General features: G+C 33.6%; 21 protein-coding genes and 1 riboswitch. Of the genes, 13 read left to right on the top strand and 8 right to left on the bottom strand.

All coding sequences use genetic code 11. The features are described from left to right. Positions 1-44: 44 nt before the first annotated feature. From BUR17_RS06490 to BUR17_RS06475, 4 genes are all read right to left on the bottom strand, one after another. Positions 45-350, bottom strand: coding sequence for a barstar family protein (locus BUR17_RS06490; RefSeq protein WP_074229511.1), 306 nt, complete (start codon positions 348-350; stop codon positions 45-47). A gap of 174 nt (positions 351-524) precedes the next feature. Continuing rightward, positions 525-1,007, bottom strand: coding sequence for a ribonuclease domain-containing protein (locus tag BUR17_RS06485; RefSeq protein ID WP_074229510.1), 483 nt, complete (start codon positions 1,005-1,007; stop codon positions 525-527). Positions 1,008-1,089: 82 nt separating this feature from the next. After that, a complete protein-coding gene (gene nadE, locus BUR17_RS06480) occupies positions 1,090-1,881 on the bottom strand; it encodes an NAD(+) synthase (protein ID WP_074229509.1) in 792 nt (263 codons plus the stop codon). 9 nt (positions 1,882-1,890) lie between these two features. Further along, a complete protein-coding gene (locus tag BUR17_RS06475) occupies positions 1,891-2,424 on the bottom strand; it encodes a GNAT family N-acetyltransferase (RefSeq protein WP_074229508.1) in 534 nt (177 codons plus the stop codon). 123 nt (positions 2,425-2,547) lie between these two features. Here BUR17_RS06475 and gldB point away from each other — a divergent pair, with 123 nt between their 5' ends. From gldB to BUR17_RS06435, 8 genes are all read left to right on the top strand, one after another. Beyond that, positions 2,548-3,534 carry a gliding motility lipoprotein GldB gene (gene gldB, locus BUR17_RS06470; protein ID WP_074229507.1) on the top strand — a complete coding sequence of 329 codons (987 nt, stop codon included), beginning with the start codon at positions 2,548-2,550 and terminating at the stop codon, positions 3,532-3,534. Positions 3,535-3,651: 117 nt separating this feature from the next. Further along, positions 3,652-3,978, top strand: coding sequence for a gliding motility protein GldC (gldC, locus tag BUR17_RS06465; protein WP_074229506.1), 327 nt, complete (start codon positions 3,652-3,654; stop codon positions 3,976-3,978). A gap of 85 nt (positions 3,979-4,063) precedes the next feature. Next, positions 4,064-5,203: a cystathionine gamma-synthase gene (locus tag BUR17_RS06460; protein WP_074229505.1), complete on the top strand. Its 1,140-nt coding sequence runs from the start codon at positions 4,064-4,066 to the stop codon at positions 5,201-5,203. A gap of 58 nt (positions 5,204-5,261) precedes the next feature. Further along, positions 5,262-5,711: a GNAT family N-acetyltransferase gene (locus tag BUR17_RS06455; RefSeq protein WP_074229504.1), complete on the top strand. Its 450-nt coding sequence runs from the start codon at positions 5,262-5,264 to the stop codon at positions 5,709-5,711. 78 nt (positions 5,712-5,789) lie between these two features. Next, entirely contained in the window at positions 5,790-6,293 is a 504-nt protein-coding gene (locus BUR17_RS06450; RefSeq protein ID WP_074229503.1) for a DinB family protein, read from the top strand. 69 nt (positions 6,294-6,362) lie between these two features. Beyond that, positions 6,363-6,671 (top strand): GIY-YIG nuclease family protein, encoded by a 309-nt coding sequence (locus tag BUR17_RS06445; RefSeq protein ID WP_074229502.1) that lies wholly within the window; start codon positions 6,363-6,365, stop codon positions 6,669-6,671. A 39-nt stretch (positions 6,672-6,710) separates the two neighbouring features. Then, positions 6,711-7,259: an L-threonylcarbamoyladenylate synthase gene (locus BUR17_RS06440; protein WP_074229501.1), complete on the top strand. Its 549-nt coding sequence runs from the start codon at positions 6,711-6,713 to the stop codon at positions 7,257-7,259. A 170-nt stretch (positions 7,260-7,429) separates the two neighbouring features. Further along, positions 7,430-8,851 (top strand): CCA tRNA nucleotidyltransferase, encoded by a 1,422-nt coding sequence (locus BUR17_RS06435; RefSeq protein ID WP_074229500.1) that lies wholly within the window; start codon positions 7,430-7,432, stop codon positions 8,849-8,851. Between the two features lie 71 nt (positions 8,852-8,922). Here the strand turns inward: BUR17_RS06435 and BUR17_RS06430 are convergent, their stop codons facing one another. The 3 genes from BUR17_RS06430 to cdd form a co-directional block, all read right to left on the bottom strand. Next, positions 8,923-9,972 carry a DUF5074 domain-containing protein gene (locus BUR17_RS06430; RefSeq protein ID WP_074229499.1) on the bottom strand — a complete coding sequence of 350 codons (1,050 nt, stop codon included), beginning with the start codon at positions 9,970-9,972 and terminating at the stop codon, positions 8,923-8,925. Positions 9,973-9,984: 12 nt separating this feature from the next. Continuing rightward, positions 9,985-11,823, bottom strand: a complete 1,839-nt coding sequence (locus tag BUR17_RS06425; RefSeq protein WP_074229498.1) for a TonB-dependent receptor plug domain-containing protein — start codon at positions 11,821-11,823, stop codon at positions 9,985-9,987. Between the two features lie 35 nt (positions 11,824-11,858). After that, positions 11,859-12,035, bottom strand: a riboswitch (cobalamin riboswitch). 242 nt (positions 12,036-12,277) lie between these two features. Beyond that, positions 12,278-12,760 carry a cytidine deaminase gene (gene cdd, locus BUR17_RS06420; RefSeq protein WP_074229497.1) on the bottom strand — a complete coding sequence of 161 codons (483 nt, stop codon included), beginning with the start codon at positions 12,758-12,760 and terminating at the stop codon, positions 12,278-12,280. Positions 12,761-12,868: 108 nt separating this feature from the next. Here cdd and namA point away from each other — a divergent pair, with 108 nt between their 5' ends. The 4 genes from namA to BUR17_RS06400 all read left to right on the top strand — a co-directional run bounded on the left by namA (position 12,869) and on the right by BUR17_RS06400 (position 15,269). Continuing rightward, entirely contained in the window at positions 12,869-13,921 is a 1,053-nt protein-coding gene (gene namA / locus BUR17_RS06415; RefSeq protein ID WP_074229496.1) for an NADPH dehydrogenase NamA, read from the top strand. A 27-nt stretch (positions 13,922-13,948) separates the two neighbouring features. Continuing rightward, a complete protein-coding gene (locus BUR17_RS06410; protein WP_074229495.1) occupies positions 13,949-14,242 on the top strand; it encodes a DUF2752 domain-containing protein in 294 nt (97 codons plus the stop codon). Positions 14,243-14,260: 18 nt separating this feature from the next. Further along, the gene (locus tag BUR17_RS06405) at positions 14,261-14,593 is read left to right on the top strand and encodes a CCC motif membrane protein (protein WP_074229494.1); all 333 of its coding nucleotides are present in this window, start codon (positions 14,261-14,263) and stop codon (positions 14,591-14,593) included. Positions 14,594-14,684: 91 nt separating this feature from the next. Next, positions 14,685-15,269: a DUF3267 domain-containing protein gene (locus BUR17_RS06400; RefSeq protein WP_074229493.1), complete on the top strand. Its 585-nt coding sequence runs from the start codon at positions 14,685-14,687 to the stop codon at positions 15,267-15,269. Between the two features lie 28 nt (positions 15,270-15,297). Here the strand turns inward: BUR17_RS06400 and BUR17_RS06395 are convergent, their stop codons facing one another. Next, the gene (locus BUR17_RS06395; RefSeq protein WP_074229492.1) at positions 15,298-16,497 is read right to left on the bottom strand and encodes an MFS transporter; all 1,200 of its coding nucleotides are present in this window, start codon (positions 16,495-16,497) and stop codon (positions 15,298-15,300) included. A 174-nt stretch (positions 16,498-16,671) separates the two neighbouring features. On the opposite strand from BUR17_RS06395, the gene BUR17_RS06390 reads away from it, so the two are divergent. Next, positions 16,672-17,502, top strand: a complete 831-nt coding sequence (locus tag BUR17_RS06390) for a CPBP family intramembrane glutamic endopeptidase (protein ID WP_074229491.1) — start codon at positions 16,672-16,674, stop codon at positions 17,500-17,502. The last annotated feature ends 1 nt before the right edge of the window (position 17,503 follow it).

The following is a 17,503-nucleotide window of genomic DNA, read 5'->3' as shown; positions in this document are numbered from 1 at the left end:
TCATATTTAATGTGATACGGCTTTTCATTTATTTGTAAGCTAATTTACTGCTCATCAATTTCCTCATCTTCATCTTCGTACTGCTCAAGATAATAGTTGAAAGTGAAATCTTCTACTTCCTCTTCTGCATCTTCAAGGGTAATCAAAAGATCTTCAAAAAGTTCAAGCTGGTCAACGCTTAAATTCACAAACTCTATGTGAAGTGGCATTTTCAATTCACCTGAAATAACATCTGAAAGTGCATCCAGATTATCTCCGAAATGTTCCGGAAGTTTTATCTTTTCTTTAAGTTGAGTATAAAAATCTTCGTAATCTCCGATTTCTGTAAAGTCGATGTATGTTGTGCTCATAATTTATTCAAATTTCTAAAGTACAAAGGTAGTAGTTTTCAGTAATTGTTAAAAGAGTTGCTTTTTGTCATTGCGAGGAGCGAAGTGACGAAGCAATCTCAAATAAAAGTTCAGAAGTTGCATCCACATACAGGCATGTTATAAAACATTCTCAAATAATTTCTCGCAATGACATTATTTCTTCTCAAAACTTTTATAATGATCTTTGGTTAAATACACCTCGCCGTTTTTAGTAAAAATAATTCTGTCACTATTTCTGTTTCCGCAGCTGTAATTAACATCAGCTTCAAAATATTTTTCATCTTTTGGAAGTTTGCCTTCACGGTTTCCAAAATAATCTCCACCAATTGCTTTTCCGGGCAAAACTTCACAAAGATTTCCCTGAGAAGGATTCCAACCCAGCTTTTTAGCTTCATTTTTTGTGATATAATAATCCGGAAGTTTATGATTTTGCTTTACATAATTAATGACAGTATTCTCATTAGTGAGTTCATCAATAGATTGTTTGTCAGATTGATTTACTGATGCTTCTGAAATGTTTTCAGTTTTGGTCGGAACTTTTTTCTCTGCAATAAAATTATTATAAACAAACATCACAGACATTCCGAAAAGAAGTCCGAGACAGGCAAAGAAAAGTGAACGGATTTTAGGATTCATATAATTTCAATTTACCAGTTTATCAGTGTATCAATGTAACAATTAATTGGTAAACTGTTACATTGATAAATTGTTACATTAATTAGCTTCTCCATTCCTCATTAATATCACAAACAGGAATCGGGTTGATCTTATGTTGAGCCGCTTTATTCATTCTGCTGAAAATTTTAAAAACTTCCAAGTCTCTTCCGCTATAATCGGCTTCAGTTTTCGTTCCCCATTCTTTCTGAATTTTTTCAAGCTCAGGGTAGGTTGCTCCAATTTGCATTTCGTCGGTTCTTTCTGCATCCCAAAGTCCGTCTGTAGGAATCGCTTCCTGAATATTTTTTACAAGATTTAAAGCTTTTGCCAATTCGTAAACTTCGGTTTTATAAAGATCTGCAATAGGGGAAACGTCCACGCCGCCGTCACCGTATTTGGTGTAAAAACCGATTCCGAAGTCTTCCACCTTATTTCCTGTTCCGCAAACTAGAAGACCGTTGATTTGTCCGTAATAATACAAGGTCAACATTCTCAAACGCGATCTTGTGTTTGCAAAAGCCAATTTTTCGTTCGGAAATTCATCATCATGTACATCAAAAGTTTTGTACAATTCTTCAAAAGCCGGAGTAAGATTGACAGACATTGCTTCAACATTCGGGAATTTAGATTTTAAATCATTCATGTGTTCCCAAGCTCGGTTTACCTGATCTTCTTTTTGACGGATTGGCATTTCAATCAACAAAGTTTTCAAACCTGTCATTGCTGCCAAAGTAGAAACCACTCCGGAATCTACACCACCCGAAACTCCGAGTACATAACCTTTAACACCTGATTTTTCGGCATAATCTTTTAGCCATTGTACGATATGATCGATTACTTTTTGTGTCTGCATTGTATATTTTTATTGTTTAAAATTCTCTTTTTTAAGTTCGTACCAAAAACAAATTCCGTCCGGTTTGGTAAATTCACCAGTTTTCTCAAATCCCAGTTTTGTTAAAATATAATTTGAAGCCTGGTTTTCAGAATGAGCATAGGCATAAATAATTTCGGTTTTCAAATCATTAAAACCATAATCTAAAGACGCCTTTCCCGATTCTGTAGCGTAGCCTTTTCCCCATGTTTCAGGTAAAAAACGGTAACCCAGTTCATAGAAATTTTGGTATCCGTTTACTTCGGAAGTATTTAGTTTTAGTCCGCTCCAGCCGATAAGAAGTCCGCTTTCTTTTTCGATTACGGCAATTCTTCCCACACCATTTTCTTCATATTGCTGCATAATCATTTTTACCACTTCTTTCGATTCTTCTACTTTAGAAAGCGTAGGCATTCCGATATATTTCATGACTTCCGGATCGGAATCGAGGAGATAAAGACGTTCGTAATCTTCCTCCACAAGATTTCGGAGAATGAGTCTTTCGGTTTCAATATAAATATTCATGGTTTTGTCTGGTATTGTTTTAAAGATTTTAATATGATTCTCATAGCTACAAAAAAATCCTTTTTCAGCATAAGTTTATATTTATATCCTTATTTTTGTAAACTTAAATTTCATGTAAAAATAATGAAGATTTTTAGAATTGCAGCACTTTCATGCCTTTTAGTTTTAAGTTTAAACTCTTGTAAAAAAGAGCAGGAAACTGATTGGAAAGTAGAAATAAAAAATCCTGCCGAAAAGGTAGAAGTTACTGATATTTCAAAAGAATTTTACGATGTAAACATTCCTTTGGATCAGTTTAAAGCTAAATTTCCATGGTTTCAGGGAACGGTTTCTGATGCAGATTTTGCTAAAAACAGAACGAATCCTGATGAAGTGAAGATTTACAAAGAAGCAATTTCAAAAATAGATCAGACAAAGCTTCAGAAAGAACTTCAGGATTTGTTTTCACACATCAAATATTATTTTCCAGAGTTTAAAACACCGAAAGTATATCTGTTTTCATCAACATTACAGATGATTCAGGATCCTATATTTTTTGATGATAAAACCAATTTTTTGTTTATTGATGTAAGTGGTTTTATGGGAAATAATAATCCTAACTATAAAGGTTTGGAAGGTTATTTTCAGAAGTCGATGAACCCGAATAATATTGTTCCTAAAGTTTCAAGAATATTTGCAGAACAGGTGGTTCCTTTTTCTCCCGATCATCAGAAATTTATTGATCTTTTGGTCTATAACGGAAAAATAATGCTGCTTCAGGAGGCTTTTCTTCCCGAAACTCCAGATTATCTGAAAATGGATTACGATAAAAAACAATACGATTGGTCGGTTGCCAATGAAGCGAATATCTATAATTATTTTGTTGAAAATAATTTAATTTTTGGAGATGATCACCGTTTGGTAGACCGTTTTATCAATCCGGGACCGTTTTCAAAATTTTATACTGAAATTGATAACGAATCTTCGCCAATGGTTGGCGTTTACATCGGATGGCAGATTTGTAAAGAATATTTAAAGAAAAACCCTGAAACAAAATTGGTCGATTTCCTTAAAATGGATGCTACGGAAGTTTTTAATAAAGCAGGATATAAACCGAAATTAGAAGAGTAAATTTTGTTGATTGGTATTGGTTGATGGTTGTTAGTTTTTAACATTATATAATTCATTATTCTATCAACGATCAACCAAAACCCAACAACCAATTAAACATATTAGAAAAATAGAAAAATGAGAAAGACCCAAATAACGATAGATGTAGAGCTGGATGAGAACCACATTCCTGAAAAAATGACCTGGAATGCTCAAGATGGAGGCGTAGAAAAAGAAGAAACAAAAGCGGTAATGATTTCCGTTTGGGACGAAAAAGCTTCAGAAGCTTTAAGAATCGACCTTTGGACAAAAGAAATGCCGGTTGATCAAATGAAAATGTTCATGCATCAGATTTTAGTGTCTATGGGAAGTACCTATCAAAGAGCAACAGGAGAAGAGGATGTCGCAGAATGGATTGAGCAAATCGCAGAAGAATTTGCAATAAAATCAGCAATAAAAATGTAAACAATTAATGTAACAATATACCAAAATAACAATGTGACGATCATTGGTAAACTGGTACATTGATACATTGTTAAATTATAATACAATGAATTTCAATACAAAAGTTATACACGGCGGACAACATCACGAATCTGCGACTGGTTCTGTAAATGTTCCGGTTTTTTTAACGTCTACTTTCGCACAAAAAAGTCCGGGAGTACATTCAGGATACGAATATTCAAGAGCGGCAAACCCTACAAGACAGGCTTTGGAAGACTCTTTGGCAAGCATTGAAAATGGAGCGAGAGGTTTAGCTTTCGGTTCTGGTTTGGCGGCCATCGACTGTGTTTTAAAATTATTAAATCCGGGTGATGAGGTTGTTGCCGTAGACGATTTATATGGTGGAACTTACAGAATGTTCACCAGACTTTTTGAAAAATATCAGTTGAAATTTACCTTTGTGAATTTTGATGATGTTTCAAAAATTGCAGATGTCATTACAGATAAAACTAAATTGATCTGGGTTGAAACTCCAACAAACCCGCTAATGAAATTGGTAGATATCAAAGCGGTTGTAGAAATTGCAAAAGGAAAAGATATTCTGGTTGCAGTTGATAATACTTTTGCGACACCTTATCTTCAAAGACCGATTGATTTGGGAGCTGATATTGTGATGCATTCTGCTACAAAATATTTAGGAGGTCACTCTGATGTTATTGCAGGAGCTTTAATCGCTAAAGACGCTGAATTGGGAGAAAAACTTCATTTCATTCAGTTTGCAAGTGGTGGAATTTTAGGACCTCACGATTCTTATTTGGTGTTGAGAGGTATCAAAACTTTGGCTTTAAGAGTTCAGAGACATTCTGAAAATGGAATGGCGGTAGCAAAATATCTAGAATCTCATCCTGCAGTTGCGCAAGTAATTTACCCAGGATTGGAATCTCACCCGCAATATGAATTGGCAAAAGCTCAGATGAAAGATTTTGGAGGAATGGTTTCTTTCACTTTCAAATCAGGGAAAAAAGAAGATGCAATCAAATTCTTAGAAAAAGTAAGAGTTTTCACATTGGCTGAATCTTTGGGTGGAGTAGAGTCTTTGGCAAATCACCCTGCTTTGATGACTCACGCTTCAATTCCTGCTGAAAAACGTGCTGAATTGGGTATTACCGATGATCTAGTTCGTTTAAGCGTTGGAATCGAAGATGCGGAAGATCTTATTGCAGATTTAGAAAAAGCTTTTTCTTAAAATAAATAAACTTGAACATCCGTTATAAAGCGGATGTTTATTTTTAATCAAATTTAACATGGAAAATACAAGAAAAGCTACGATTCAGGATTTACCTCAATTAGCCGAATTGTTTGATCAATACAGAGTTTTTTACCATAAAGAATCTGATATTTCTGCTGCAGAAAACTTTTTAAAACAAAGAATAGAAAACAAAGATTCCGAAATTTTTGTTGCTGAAAGTGAAGGGAAATTGACAGGTTTCGTTCAGTTGTATCCACTATTTTCATCCACAAGAATGAAGCGTTATTGGCTGTTGAATGATTTGTATGTCAATAAAAATTACAGAGGAAAAGGCTTTTCTAAGAAGTTAATTGAAGAAGCTAAACAATTAGCAATATCTACCGATGCTTCCGGAATTCTCCTCGAAACAGGAAAATCAAACAATATCGGAAACCAACTTTACCCAAGTTGCGGATTTGAAATTTACGACGAAGTAAATTTCTATGAATGGACAAATAAAATTTAATGTAATAATGTATCAATTTAGCAGTTTACCAATGATTGTTACATTGTTAGACTGCTAAATTGTTAAATTTTTAAAATTATGACTGATTTTCAAAAATATATTCAACGATATTTAGATTTAATTCCATCTGAAAACTGGCTGGAAGAATTGAAAGCTATAGGTGAAAAAACTGTTTCTTTATTTTCATTTTTAACTGAAGAGCAATCGAAATTTGCTTATGCAGAAGGAAAATGGACGTTGAAAGAAGTGCTTCTTCATTTATCTGATACGGAAAGGGTTTTTCAATACAGAACTCTGGCTATTGCAAGAGGTGAAGAAAAGAATTTGCCCGGTTTTGATGAAGAATTATATGCCCAAAACTCTTTTGCGAACGAAAGAAGCTTAGATTCTTTGTTAGAGGAATATCAATTGGTGAGACAATCTTCTCAGATTTTATTGGAGACAATGAATTCTTCAACCTTAAATAGTATCGGAACTGCCAATGGAAATCAAATTTCTACAGAAACTATCGGAAAATTGATCGTTGGACACAATATTCATCATTTGAATATGATTGAGGAAAGATATTTACCGAACTTGTAATTTTTTTAATTTTATTGTCATTGCGAGGAGCGAAGCGACGAAGCAATCTCATAATTTTAAAATACACATATGAAAGCCGGATTTATCTATATTATGACCAATGAAAACAATACTGTTCTTTATACTGGTGTGACATCTAATCTTCCAAAAAGAATTCAGCAGCATAAAGAAAAGTTTTTTGAATTAAGTTTTACATCAAAATATAATGTATGTAAACTTGTCTATTGGGAATCTTTTCAAGAAATCGGCGACGCGATTTTTAGAGAAAAACAAATTAAGGCAGGCTCAAGACAGAAAAAAATAGATTTAATAAACTCAATTAATCCCGAATGGAGAGATTTGACTGAAGACATTAAGGATATTATGAATCCTTTTTGAGATTACTTCGTCGCCCTGCTCCTCGCAATAACAAATAAAATGGAAAACATCATCAACATACTAAAATCCGGCGGAACAATTTTATATCCAACAGACACCATCTGGGGAATCGGTTGTGACGCAACCAACATAGACGCTATCAACAAAATTTTCGATATCAAGAAGCGTGAAAAAAATAAATCGATGATTATTTTGGTGGAATCTGAAAAAAGATTGCAGGATTTGGTCGACGTTCCGGAAATGGCGTGGGAAATTATCGATTTGAGCGAAAAACCAGTAACGATAGTTTACGAAAACCCAAAAGGTTTACCGAAAGAATTATTGGCAGAAGACGGAAGCATAGGAATTCGTTTGGTGAAAAATGATTTTTGTAAAAAGCTAATTACTAAATTAAACAAACCTTTAGTTTCAACTTCAGCTAATTTCAGTGGAGACAAAAGTCCGTTAAAATTCTCTGATATTTCAAAAGAAATTATTGATCTGGTAGATTTTTCGGTGGAAGAAGACCGTGAAAAAGTTTCGCAATATTCAGGTTCTTCTGTAATAAAAATCTGGGGTGACAACAGAATAAAAGTTCTTCGCGAATAAAAGAAAAGATTTTAATTATCTTTGCAAAAATTATTTAACCATTAAGAAGTCGGAAAATTATTAGCTTAAAATCTGATCTCTTAGTGGTTTTACATTAGATAAAGATCAATAATTCTAAAGTAATTGTAAGTCTAATATCTGAAATCTAAAATCTAACATCTTTAAAAAAAATGTTCATCAACCTCAATCAAAATCAAAATTTAAAACTTTTCAAAATTATTTCTGAAGTTGCAGCGGCAAACAATCAGTCTGTGTACATCGTGGGTGGTTTTGTGCGCGATCTTTTAATGAAAAGAAAAGCATCTACCGATATTGATTTTGTGACCGAACAAAGCGGAATTGAGCTTGCCCAAAATGTAGGAAAAGAAATTGATCCTAAAATGAAAGTTTCGGTTTTTAAAACCTACGGAACTGCGATGATCAGATACAAAGATTTTGAATTGGAATTTGTTGGAGCAAGAAAAGAAAGCTACACTGAAAATAGTCGTAAACCGGAAGTAGAAGGAGGAACCATTGAAGATGATCAGAAAAGAAGAGATTTTACCATCAATGCAATGGCGATTTCTTTAAATAAAGATAATTTTGGTGAATTAATCGATCCTTTTGATGGAATTGGTGATCTTGAAAAGGGAATTTTGAGAACTCCTTTAGAGCCTGCTCAAACGTATTCTGATGATCCGTTGAGAATGATGAGAGCGGTGCGTTTTGCATCAACTTTAAGTTTTACGATCGAAGAAAATTCTTTAAATGCAATAAAGCAGGAGGCAGAAAGGATCAAGATCGTTTCTATGGAAAGGATCATGGTTGAGTTTAATAAGATCATGTTGTCAAAGAAACCATCAATTGGTTTAAGATTGATGGAAGAAACGGGCTTAATGAAGCTCATTATTCCCGAATTGATCGACCTGAAAGGTGTAGAAGAAGTAGAAGGGCAAACCCATAAAGATAATTTTTATCACACTTTAGAAGTAGTTGATAATATTTCTGAGAACACAGATAATCTTTGGCTTCGTTGGGCTGCTTTACTTCACGATATTGGAAAAGCTCCCACAAAAAAATTCGTAGAAGGAACAGGCTGGACTTTTCACGGGCATGAGTTTTTAGGTTCAAAAATGGTAAAAACACTTTTTCAAAAACTGAAATTACCATTGAATGCAGATATGAAATACGTTCAGAAAATGGTAAAACTTTCATCTCGTCCAATTGCATTAATTACCGATGACGCTTCAGATTCTGCACTGAGAAGGCTTTTATTTGATGCAGGAGAAGATATGGAAGATTTGTTCACACTTTGTAAAGCAGATATCACGACCAAAAATTCTAGAAAACAGGAAAAGTTTAAAAAGAATTTTCAATATGTTGCTGTCAAAATAAAAGAAGTTGAGGAAAAAGATCAGGTAAGAAATTTTCAACCACCGATTTCAGGAGAAGAGATTATGGAAATGTTTAACCTGAAACCAGGCCGAGAAATTGGAATTTTAAAAGAAAAAGTAAAAGAAGCGATTCTGGAAGGTGAAATTGGAAACGATCGTGAAGAAGCGAAAAGTTTTGTAATTACAGAAGCAGAGAAACTAGGATTAACATTAGCTTAAAACCTAACAAAATAAAATAAAAAATGCGATTTCAAAAGAAACCGCATTTTTTATTTTTGAAAAATAAGAGATTAATAGTTTTTATAAACTGAAGTAGCTCCTATTCCTGCGGTGAATTTGGTAATTGGTGTTCCTGCTGTAGTGTAAACTGTAATTTCGCTAGCTGCAGTGAATTTTTTCACATCCGATACAAATATTCTTCCGTCAATAACGCTAAATCCGTAAACAGCAAAGTTTGGATCAGTTTCAGCAGTACTGAAAAGCGGACTTGGAACTGTAGTAGAGTTTACATCCATAGAATAAATTTTATTCAAAGAGCTGAAATAATATCTTCCGCCATCAACCTGTAAATTTCTACCGTTTCCAATACCGGTAAGTGTAGTGGTTTTTGTTATAGCTCCTGCAGATGAAATTTGGTAGATATAAGAGTCTGTTGCAGTTCCTGCAATGACGTAAACATTTCCGTTAGATGAAATTGTTTTGGTAATATTTCCGTTTGGAACCGGGATTGCAGCTCCATCAATCGTGTTGGTTGTCGTGTTAATTTTTGTAACTGTATTTCCAAATCCGTAAGAAGCATTTTGTACGAAGATTGTTCCTCCTGCTTCTACAACGTTTTCAACCGTACTTGTTGAAGCAAAATCAATTTTCTTTACAAAAGAATTGTCAGATAATTTATAAACATTTACATATTTTTCTCCTCCATACTTGTCATTTGAAACGTAAAGATTTCCGTTTGCAATCGCCATATAACGAGGACTATTTAGCTGAGCTGTAATTTCTCCTGTTTTTTTAAACGTAACACGATCAACAACTGTAATTTTATTAGAATTATTAAGCAAAAGATAAGCTTTATCTCCATTTAGAACCATTGTTTGAAGTACATCACCAAGGTTTTCTTTGTTATTCTTTGCTTTATAGATCTCATTCTGCATTAAGCTTAAATCTTTTGTGATAAAAGTAACGTCTGCATTCGGAGTTTGGAATTTACCTTCATTAGTAATGAAAAGTCCGTTTTGATAGGTTATTTCCGGGATAACTTCTTCGTAATCTGATGTACACGAAATCGAAAATAAAAGAACGAATCCAAAAATAAACTGTAATAGTCTGTTTAATTTCATAATATTATTGATTTAAAAATTTATTGTTGCGTTAATACTGTAATTTCTTTTAGGTAAAGGATAATATTCCACCGTTTCATAAACAGTATCTGTAATATTGTTAACCTTAAATCCTAAAGTATATTTTTTTAAAATCGTGGCAGAAATTCCCGCATTCATTACAAAATATGGGTAAATCGCATATTTTTTGCTTTCATCAGAAGTTGTGTAGGTTAATCCGTTAAACATTCCCTGCGCAAAAAAATTCAAAAATTTATACTGATAATCTACATTCGAAGTAAACTTATGCAGCGGAACATACATCAGCTGTTTTTGATTTTCCAGATCAACAGATTTTGTGTAAACATAGCCGGCAATTAGCTTTAGAGAATGATTTTCATTAAAGTTTTTTTGATAACTAAGCTGAGATTCTAAACCGTAAGATTCTACTTTCTCAGTATTAAATGCTGCCCAATAGCCAAATGCAGTCGGAAGCCAACGAATCATATTGTCTATTTTAATATAATAAGGAGAGATACTTAGTTTAAACCCATTTAGGCTAAATTCCTGATTTAAATCTGCCTGAATCGAAGTTTCCGATTTCAAATTAAGATTTCCTCCTGGTTCCCAATATAAGTCATTAAATGAAGGGAATCTGAAGTTTTTTGATAAATTTAAATTAACCTGATACCAATTATTGGCTTTCCATTTTCCTGAGAAAGAGTAGAGAAGAGGCGAGCTTATGTCTTCTACAAAATTCTGTTTGATTCCAGCTTCAAAACGAAGATTTGGTGTTGCAAAGTATCTTAATAAACCTGCAACTGAACCCACATTTCTACTGACATCTTTTAGCTCTGAAGTTCCTAGACCTTCTCCTTGATTTTGTTGAAATTCTCCAATGACGTTGATATTCAGTTTAGGAATAATGAAATAATTGAAATCATTTTTAAAAATGTAATTCTTATTAATTCCACCACTTGTAAAAGGAGCATTATAAATTCCGAAATATTTGAAATTATCTTCTGTGTAAGCCGCTTTTAAGCTGTTAGAAAATTTAGATTTGTCAATATCCCAAGAGACTAAACTTCTAAAAGTTTGTGCTTTGTAGCTGGTTTTATCCACATTTTCTGCAAGGATCCTGTAGTTCTGGGTCGCATCATAAAACTGACTTTGCCAGGAAATCGTCTGGTTTTTTGCAATCTTATATGCTGTACCTATATTGAAAGTTGTATTGTAAAACTTTGCGTTTCTGTTGATATAATTATTTTTTTCGGGAACTTCATAATCATTTTGGCTGATCAAATAATTTCCTGAAACTTTAAAGCTGAATTTATCGTTACTATAAGCTGCTTTCAAAAAATTATTATAAGTTCCAAACGAAGCAACTTCAGAGTTAAGTACTCCTTTAAAGCCTTGGTTAAAACTTAATTCATTATTTAAATGGATACTTCCTCCAATCGCACCACTTCCGTAAATAACACTTCCGCCACCAGATTTTATTTCAACCTGATCATATCCGAAAACTGCAATATTATTAATGTCACCCTGTCCCAAAAACTGAGAATTGATATTGATTCCGTTCCAGACAAAAGCAGTCTGTTGTGCTGTTGTTCCCCGAAATGAAGGTGAAGAAACAGCTCCACGACCATTTTCTTTAATATAAACAGGCGACTGAAATCGTAAAACCTCAGAAAGATTCGAAGAATTTTTTTGAATATCTGCAGGAGATAATGTCGTCAAAGAATGAAAAAGTTTTACCTTTTTCATTTGGTTGTCGAATACAAATACGGTGTCAATATTTTTTTCCTGACTGTAATAAATTGTCAGGCAAGAAGACACTGAAAGTAGGGTTAATGCTCTTTTTAAAATCATATCATATCTGCCTTTCCTCCGAAAGCAATTCTATTATTAATATTAAAATTCCGGCAGGTCTCCTGACTTTCGCTTTGCTACACCTTCCCGTTTTGGCAGTGGTTTTTTGTAGAAATTGATTATGCGATTTACAGTTGCGGGGACAGCTTGGGAGTTTCACCCAATTCCCTCTTAGTTCCAATCTCTTGGAAACCAAAATTTTTGCAAATATAGTTTTTTTGAAAAGAAAGATTAAATTTTATTAAAGCTAAAGTAAAACCTTACAATTGATTTAAATTAGAAGATTTTCACCGTAAAAGAAACAAAATGTTTTTAGACTTTACTATTTCCAAAAGTTAAGAAAATAACAGTTTCACATTCTTTATATTTCTTTTTCAGTGGTTTCTTTATGATAAAAAAACACAGATTATATTTTCAATAATCTGTGCTAATTTGTGTAATCCGTGGAAAGTTTCTACAAAAATGTTCCATCAAAATAAAATGGAAGCAAATCTTTTATAGAAGTTACTTTTATAACCTCATCATTTAAGTTAGAAAAATAAAGTTCGATATTTTCGTTTTGCTTTGTTTCGTATTCTATAATACTTTGTCGGCAAGCTCCACATGGCGGAATTGGTGGGTTTTTCTCTGAAAATTCTTTTGGTCCGCCCACAATAAAGATCTTTTTAATTTTTTGATCTGGGAAATTTGCTCCAATCCAAAAAAGAGCAGTTCTTTCTGCACAAAGCCCGGAAGGAAAAGCTGCATTTTCCTGATTGTTTCCTGAGAAAATTTCACCATTCTCCAACAAAACGGCACAACCTACAAAAAAGTTAGAGTAGGGTGCATAAGCGTTTTCTCTCGCCTGAATTGCTTTTTCAAAAAGGCTGTTTTCTACTTCTGAAAGTTCGTTCCTGCCTTTGAAATGTTCGTAATCGATTTTTATATCTTTTTTCATTTTTTGTCTCCGTAAAAAAGGGGCATAAAAGTAAACCTTTTTAGTGACGTGGGCAATACGTTATAATCTTGCCAGATTTTGTATTTTTAATTCTTTAAAAATAATTCAATGTTATATTCTCCTATAAAATTTAGAAATGTAGAGTTTAAAAACCGTTGGGTAATGTCTCCAATGTGTATGTATTCCTCAGAAAATGGGGTTGCCAATGATTTTCATTTTGTGCATTACGGAAGTCGTGCTCAAGGCGGAACCGGACTTCTCATCGTTGAAGCGAGCGGGGTAGAACCGAAAGGAAGAATTACCAATCACTGCATGGGAATTTGGAATGACGAACAAGCTGCAGAACTTCAGAAAATTGTAGAATTCGTCCATAAAAATTCAGAAAGCAAAATAGGAATTCAGATTGCTCATGCTGGAAGAAAAGGTTCTACATGGGAAAATAAACAAATCTCTTTGGAGGAAGGTTGGGAAACGCTTGCACCGAGTGCGATTCCGTATCATCCGACAGAAAGAATTCCACACGTTTTGACTTTAGAAGAAATAAAAGAACAGGTTCAAAATTTTAAAAATGCTGTGAAAAGAGCAGTAAAAGCAGGTTTTGATGTTGTTGAAATACACGGAGCGCATGGTTATCTGATTCATCAGTTTTTATCACCGCTTTCTAATGTGAGAACAGACGAGTACGGTGGAAGTTTTGAAAACAGAATAAGATTTTTACTGGAAATTGTAGATGCAGTCAACGAAGAACTCAATGAAAATGTAGCGCTATTTGTAAGGATTTCAGGAACAGAATATGCTGAAAACGGTTGGGATATTGATGATAGTGTAGAATTGGCAAAAATTTTAAAAGATCATCATGTCGATTTGATAGATGTTTCGAGTGGTGGAAATATTCATGGCGCAAAAATTTCTGTTTTTGATGGGTATCAAGTTCCATTTTCTTCGGCTGTAAAAAATCAGGCAAATGTGAAAACAGGAGCAGTAGGTTTGATTACGAACCCCGAACAGGCAGAGGAAATTTTACAAAACAATGAAGCCGATTTAATATTTGTAGCACGAGAGATTTTACGAAATCCTTATTTGGCAGTTCAGGGTTCTTTTGAAATGAAAGAAGAATCTTTTTTTCCTCATCAGTACCTTAGAGCGAAAATTTCTTCTTAATTTTAGGAGCGAATTTAAAAGACAGCAATGCATATAGAAGATTTTATGCTTCCTTGTCCCAGCAAAAAGTTTTTGGGAATTGAGTGTTTCGGATGTGGAAGTCAGCGGGCAATTTTGATGGTTTTTCAGGGAAAGTTTTCTGAGGCCTTTCAAATGTTTCCGGCAGTTTATACTTTATTGCTGTTTTTCTGCTTTGTTGGCATCAATTTTATCGACAAAAAAAGAAATTATGGACAGATTTTGATTTTTTTAGCAATAATTAATTCACTGATCATGGTTTTTTCTTACTTTTATAAACATTTTATTATTCATTTAAACTAAACATTAAAAAAACAAATTATGAATCAACAAAAATTACCTAATGCTACGGCAGTACTTGTTTTAGGAATTGTTTCTATCGTCGGATGCTGTTGTTACGGTGTTTTGGGGCTAATTGCCGGAATTATCGGACTTGTACTTTACAAAAAAGACAATGCATTGTACCAAAGTAATCCAACTTTATATTCTGATTACAACAACCTTAATACCGGAAGAATTCTTTGTATTATTGGTTTGATCCTTAGCGCACTTTATCTTGTTTTAAATATTGTGATGATTGCTGTTTTCGGATGGGATGCACTTTCAGATCAGGAATTGATGCAGGAACGTATCAGAGAAATGATGGGACAATAATAAGTCTTAATTAAGAATAGAGAAGGCTGCAATTTTTTTTGCAGCCTTTCTTGTTTAATTTAATTATTTTTAAACCTGAAATGTTTGATTGATGGAAAATTACACTGAGAAAAAACTGACAATTGATTTAAAGAAAGCAAATATTTATTCACTGAAAATATTGTTGTATTCGTGTGTTGTGTTTCTAATTCCCTATATTTTTCTTTGGCAATACCAGTTTAGTTTCGAGCATCTGAGTTCAACTTTTAAGAGACTTATAGAAAAATATACTTTTTTAAGTGGATTTATTCCATTATTTTTTATCGTTTTGGGAATTGTTTTGCATGAGCTTATTCACGGGCTTACTTTTTTACCTTTTTGTAAAAACGGTTTTAAATCAATAAAATTTGGTTTTATGAAGCAATATCTTACCCCTTATTGTCATTGCAAAGAACCCTTAAAGCTAAAATATTATAGAATAGGAGTTATAATGCCTGCAATTATTCTGGGTTTTATACCTTCAGTTTGGGCAATCATTACGGGCAATTTTTATCTTTTGTGCTTTGGGATTTTCTTTATCATGGGAGCTGCAGGAGATTTTATGATTTTAATGACTTTAAAAAATGAAAATCCTGAAGATTTGGTTTTAGACCATCCAAGTGAAGCCGGTTGCTTTGTTTATACAGCAAAAAAGTAATCTTATTTAAACCCAATTCAGTTTAAATTTAAGCCTCATTCAATTTTTTTAAGTTTGATTTTTTCTTCAGAAAATAAGCTAGTCCTAAACCAATAAAAACCATTGCCGCACTGAACGGAAAGATAAACTGCATTCCGAAAAAATCGGCAACACTTCCAATTATAGGACCTGCAACACCTAAAGAAATATCAATGAAAAGTCCGTAACCCGCCAAAGCAGAACCTTGGCTTGATGGTGAAACACTCTTGATAGCAACAACGCCAAGCGCAGGAAATATTAGCGAAAATCCTAATCCTGTAACACCGGCTCCAACCAAAGCCATTTGAGCGTTGGTTGCAAAAGCAATAATTAAAAGTCCGATGGTTTCTACAAAAAGACAGGCAATGGCAACTTTTATTCCGCCATAATTATTGATAACATTGCTGAAAATCAATCTTCCGGCTACAAATAATCCTCCGAAAATACTTAAACACAAAGCACCATTATTCCAATGAAAATAATTGTAATATAACGTGATAAATGTAGAAATACTTGCGAAACCGATTCCTCCTAAAGCCAGACAAACTCCAAAAGGAGCAACTTTCCCAAGAACTTTCCAGAAAGATTGATTTTCTTGTGGGTTGAGGTTGGTTTTGTTTTCTTTAGTTTTAGCAAAGAAAAATCCGAGAATTCCTAAGATGATAGAGAGAATTCCAATGCCATACAAACTGTATGCATGCTCGATTACAATCCCTAAAGAAGCTCCGATTGCCAAAGCTCCGTAACAGGCAACACCGTTGTAGGAAATGATTTTTGCGGTATGTTTTTCGCCTAAATCCATAATCGCCCAGTTGATCGGGCTTGCTCCAACCATACCTTCTGCACAACCTGTTAAAAGACGGGTAATGATTAAAAAACTAAGACTTAAAATCGGAGAAAATTTAAAATAATAAGCGAGAATTAGAAAAATTCCGGTTAAAGAAAAACCAATCATACTAAATAAAACTGCTGGTTTCGGGCCTTTTCCATCAATAATTTTTCCGGAATATGCTCTCAAGAAAAATGTAGAAATATATTGCAAACTAATTACCATTCCTGCAATTAAAAGGCTATATCCTAAACTTTTGGTGATGAAAATCGGCAAAACCGAAAGTGATAAACCGATAATAAAATATCCTACAAAAGTAAAAGATACATAAGAAATAAGTTTAAGATTGATGTTTTTGGGTGGATTTATTGAACTGTCCATGTGACGAAAAAAATTAAGTTGCAAAGATACAGCGATATTATTTTTCACATTTGGTCTCAAAGGTTAAAAAAAAGATAAGATTTGTCATACTGGAAGAATGTCAGAAGTCTTATATCGGTTTTCATTTCATATAATTTCAATTATCTTTGTTTCTCTTAAAAAAATCATCAGTACATGGAAAACTCAAAATATCCGAAATATATTTTCGACTGGATTGGAGGTCTCATCCTATTGGCAGGATATATTTTTGGAAGTTTGTTGGTAGGTTTTGTAGGACTTGCAGGGAAATTTATTTTTAAATTAGATTTTATGCAGAAGCCTTGGTTTATGATGTTTGCCAATGCTGTCGTTTTCTGTTTGATTATTTGGGCTTTCGATTTTTTAATAGTACGCCAGAAAACGGGAAAGAAATTGAATTTTAATTTTTCGCCCACGAATTTTTCTACCTACCTCCTGATTTTTCCGATGATGCTCGGAATGATGTTTGTCGGTGAGTTTATCACTTCTCAAATTCCTACAACCGGACCTTTTTTCGGAGATTTTTATGAGTTTTTTGAAAACCTGTTGGCGGGGCTTACCGATGATCCTGTAGTCATGGTCATTACTGCCGTGATTATGGCACCTATTTTTGAAGAAATTATTTTCCGCGGAATCATCCAGAAAGGAATGATCAATAACGGAGTTAAGCCATGGAAGGCAATACTTTTAGCAAGTGTTCTTTTTGGTTTGATACACGGAAATCCGTGGCAGTTTGTTGGAGCAACTTTGTTGGGAACGGTCTTAGGATTGGTTTATTATAAAACAAAATCACTGCTTTTACCAATGCTTTTGCATGGTTTTAATAATCTTTGCTCAGCAATCTTGATATTTTATACTAAAAAAGAAAGCTTTGCAGAAGCTTTTGAAATACAGGAATGGATGATTCTGGCAATCGGAATTGTATTGTTTTCTGTATTTTTCTACCTATTTACATTTAGAAATAAAGTGCGTTACTCTGAAATTTAAA

This window comes from Chryseobacterium scophthalmum (genome assembly GCF_900143185.1).
Classification (GTDB): Bacteria; Bacteroidota; Bacteroidia; order Flavobacteriales; family Weeksellaceae; genus Chryseobacterium; species Chryseobacterium scophthalmum.
The sequence above is the reverse complement of the archived record's forward strand: the minus strand, read 5'-3'. Positions and strand labels throughout refer to the sequence as shown.

What these genes read in the sequence shown, in the direction of transcription:
- BUR17_RS06430 (WP_074229499.1), bottom strand. Translation starts at nt 9,972, where the DNA reads ATGAAATTAAACAGACTATTACAGTTTATTTTTGGATTCGTTCTTTTA.
- BUR17_RS06410 (WP_074229495.1), top strand. Translation starts at nt 13,949, where the DNA reads ATGCATATAGAAGATTTTATGCTTCCTTGTCCCAGCAAAAAGTTTTTG.
- nadE (WP_074229509.1), bottom strand. Translation starts at nt 1,881, where the DNA reads ATGCAGACACAAAAAGTAATCGATCATATCGTACAATGGCTAAAAGAT.
- BUR17_RS06450 (WP_074229503.1), top strand. Translation starts at nt 5,790, where the DNA reads ATGACTGATTTTCAAAAATATATTCAACGATATTTAGATTTAATTCCA.
- BUR17_RS06445 (WP_074229502.1), top strand. Translation starts at nt 6,363, where the DNA reads ATGAAAGCCGGATTTATCTATATTATGACCAATGAAAACAATACTGTT.
- gldB (WP_074229507.1), top strand. Translation starts at nt 2,548, where the DNA reads ATGAAGATTTTTAGAATTGCAGCACTTTCATGCCTTTTAGTTTTAAGT.
- BUR17_RS06400 (WP_074229493.1), top strand. Translation starts at nt 14,685, where the DNA reads ATGGAAAATTACACTGAGAAAAAACTGACAATTGATTTAAAGAAAGCA.
- namA (WP_074229496.1), top strand. Translation starts at nt 12,869, where the DNA reads ATGTTATATTCTCCTATAAAATTTAGAAATGTAGAGTTTAAAAACCGT.
- BUR17_RS06460 (WP_074229505.1), top strand. Translation starts at nt 4,064, where the DNA reads ATGAATTTCAATACAAAAGTTATACACGGCGGACAACATCACGAATCT.
- BUR17_RS06485 (WP_074229510.1), bottom strand. Translation starts at nt 1,007, where the DNA reads ATGAATCCTAAAATCCGTTCACTTTTCTTTGCCTGTCTCGGACTTCTT.
- BUR17_RS06455 (WP_074229504.1), top strand. Translation starts at nt 5,262, where the DNA reads ATGGAAAATACAAGAAAAGCTACGATTCAGGATTTACCTCAATTAGCC.
- cdd (WP_074229497.1), bottom strand. Translation starts at nt 12,760, where the DNA reads ATGAAAAAAGATATAAAAATCGATTACGAACATTTCAAAGGCAGGAAC.
- BUR17_RS06405 (WP_074229494.1), top strand. Translation starts at nt 14,261, where the DNA reads ATGAATCAACAAAAATTACCTAATGCTACGGCAGTACTTGTTTTAGGA.
- BUR17_RS06395 (WP_074229492.1), bottom strand. Translation starts at nt 16,497, where the DNA reads ATGGACAGTTCAATAAATCCACCCAAAAACATCAATCTTAAACTTATT.
- BUR17_RS06475 (WP_074229508.1), bottom strand. Translation starts at nt 2,424, where the DNA reads ATGAATATTTATATTGAAACCGAAAGACTCATTCTCCGAAATCTTGTG.
- BUR17_RS06490 (WP_074229511.1), bottom strand. Translation starts at nt 350, where the DNA reads ATGAGCACAACATACATCGACTTTACAGAAATCGGAGATTACGAAGAT.
- gldC (WP_074229506.1), top strand. Translation starts at nt 3,652, where the DNA reads ATGAGAAAGACCCAAATAACGATAGATGTAGAGCTGGATGAGAACCAC.
- BUR17_RS06390 (WP_074229491.1), top strand. Translation starts at nt 16,672, where the DNA reads ATGGAAAACTCAAAATATCCGAAATATATTTTCGACTGGATTGGAGGT.
- BUR17_RS06440 (WP_074229501.1), top strand. Translation starts at nt 6,711, where the DNA reads ATGGAAAACATCATCAACATACTAAAATCCGGCGGAACAATTTTATAT.
- BUR17_RS06435 (WP_074229500.1), top strand. Translation starts at nt 7,430, where the DNA reads ATGTTCATCAACCTCAATCAAAATCAAAATTTAAAACTTTTCAAAATT.
- BUR17_RS06425 (WP_074229498.1), bottom strand. Translation starts at nt 11,823, where the DNA reads ATGATTTTAAAAAGAGCATTAACCCTACTTTCAGTGTCTTCTTGCCTG.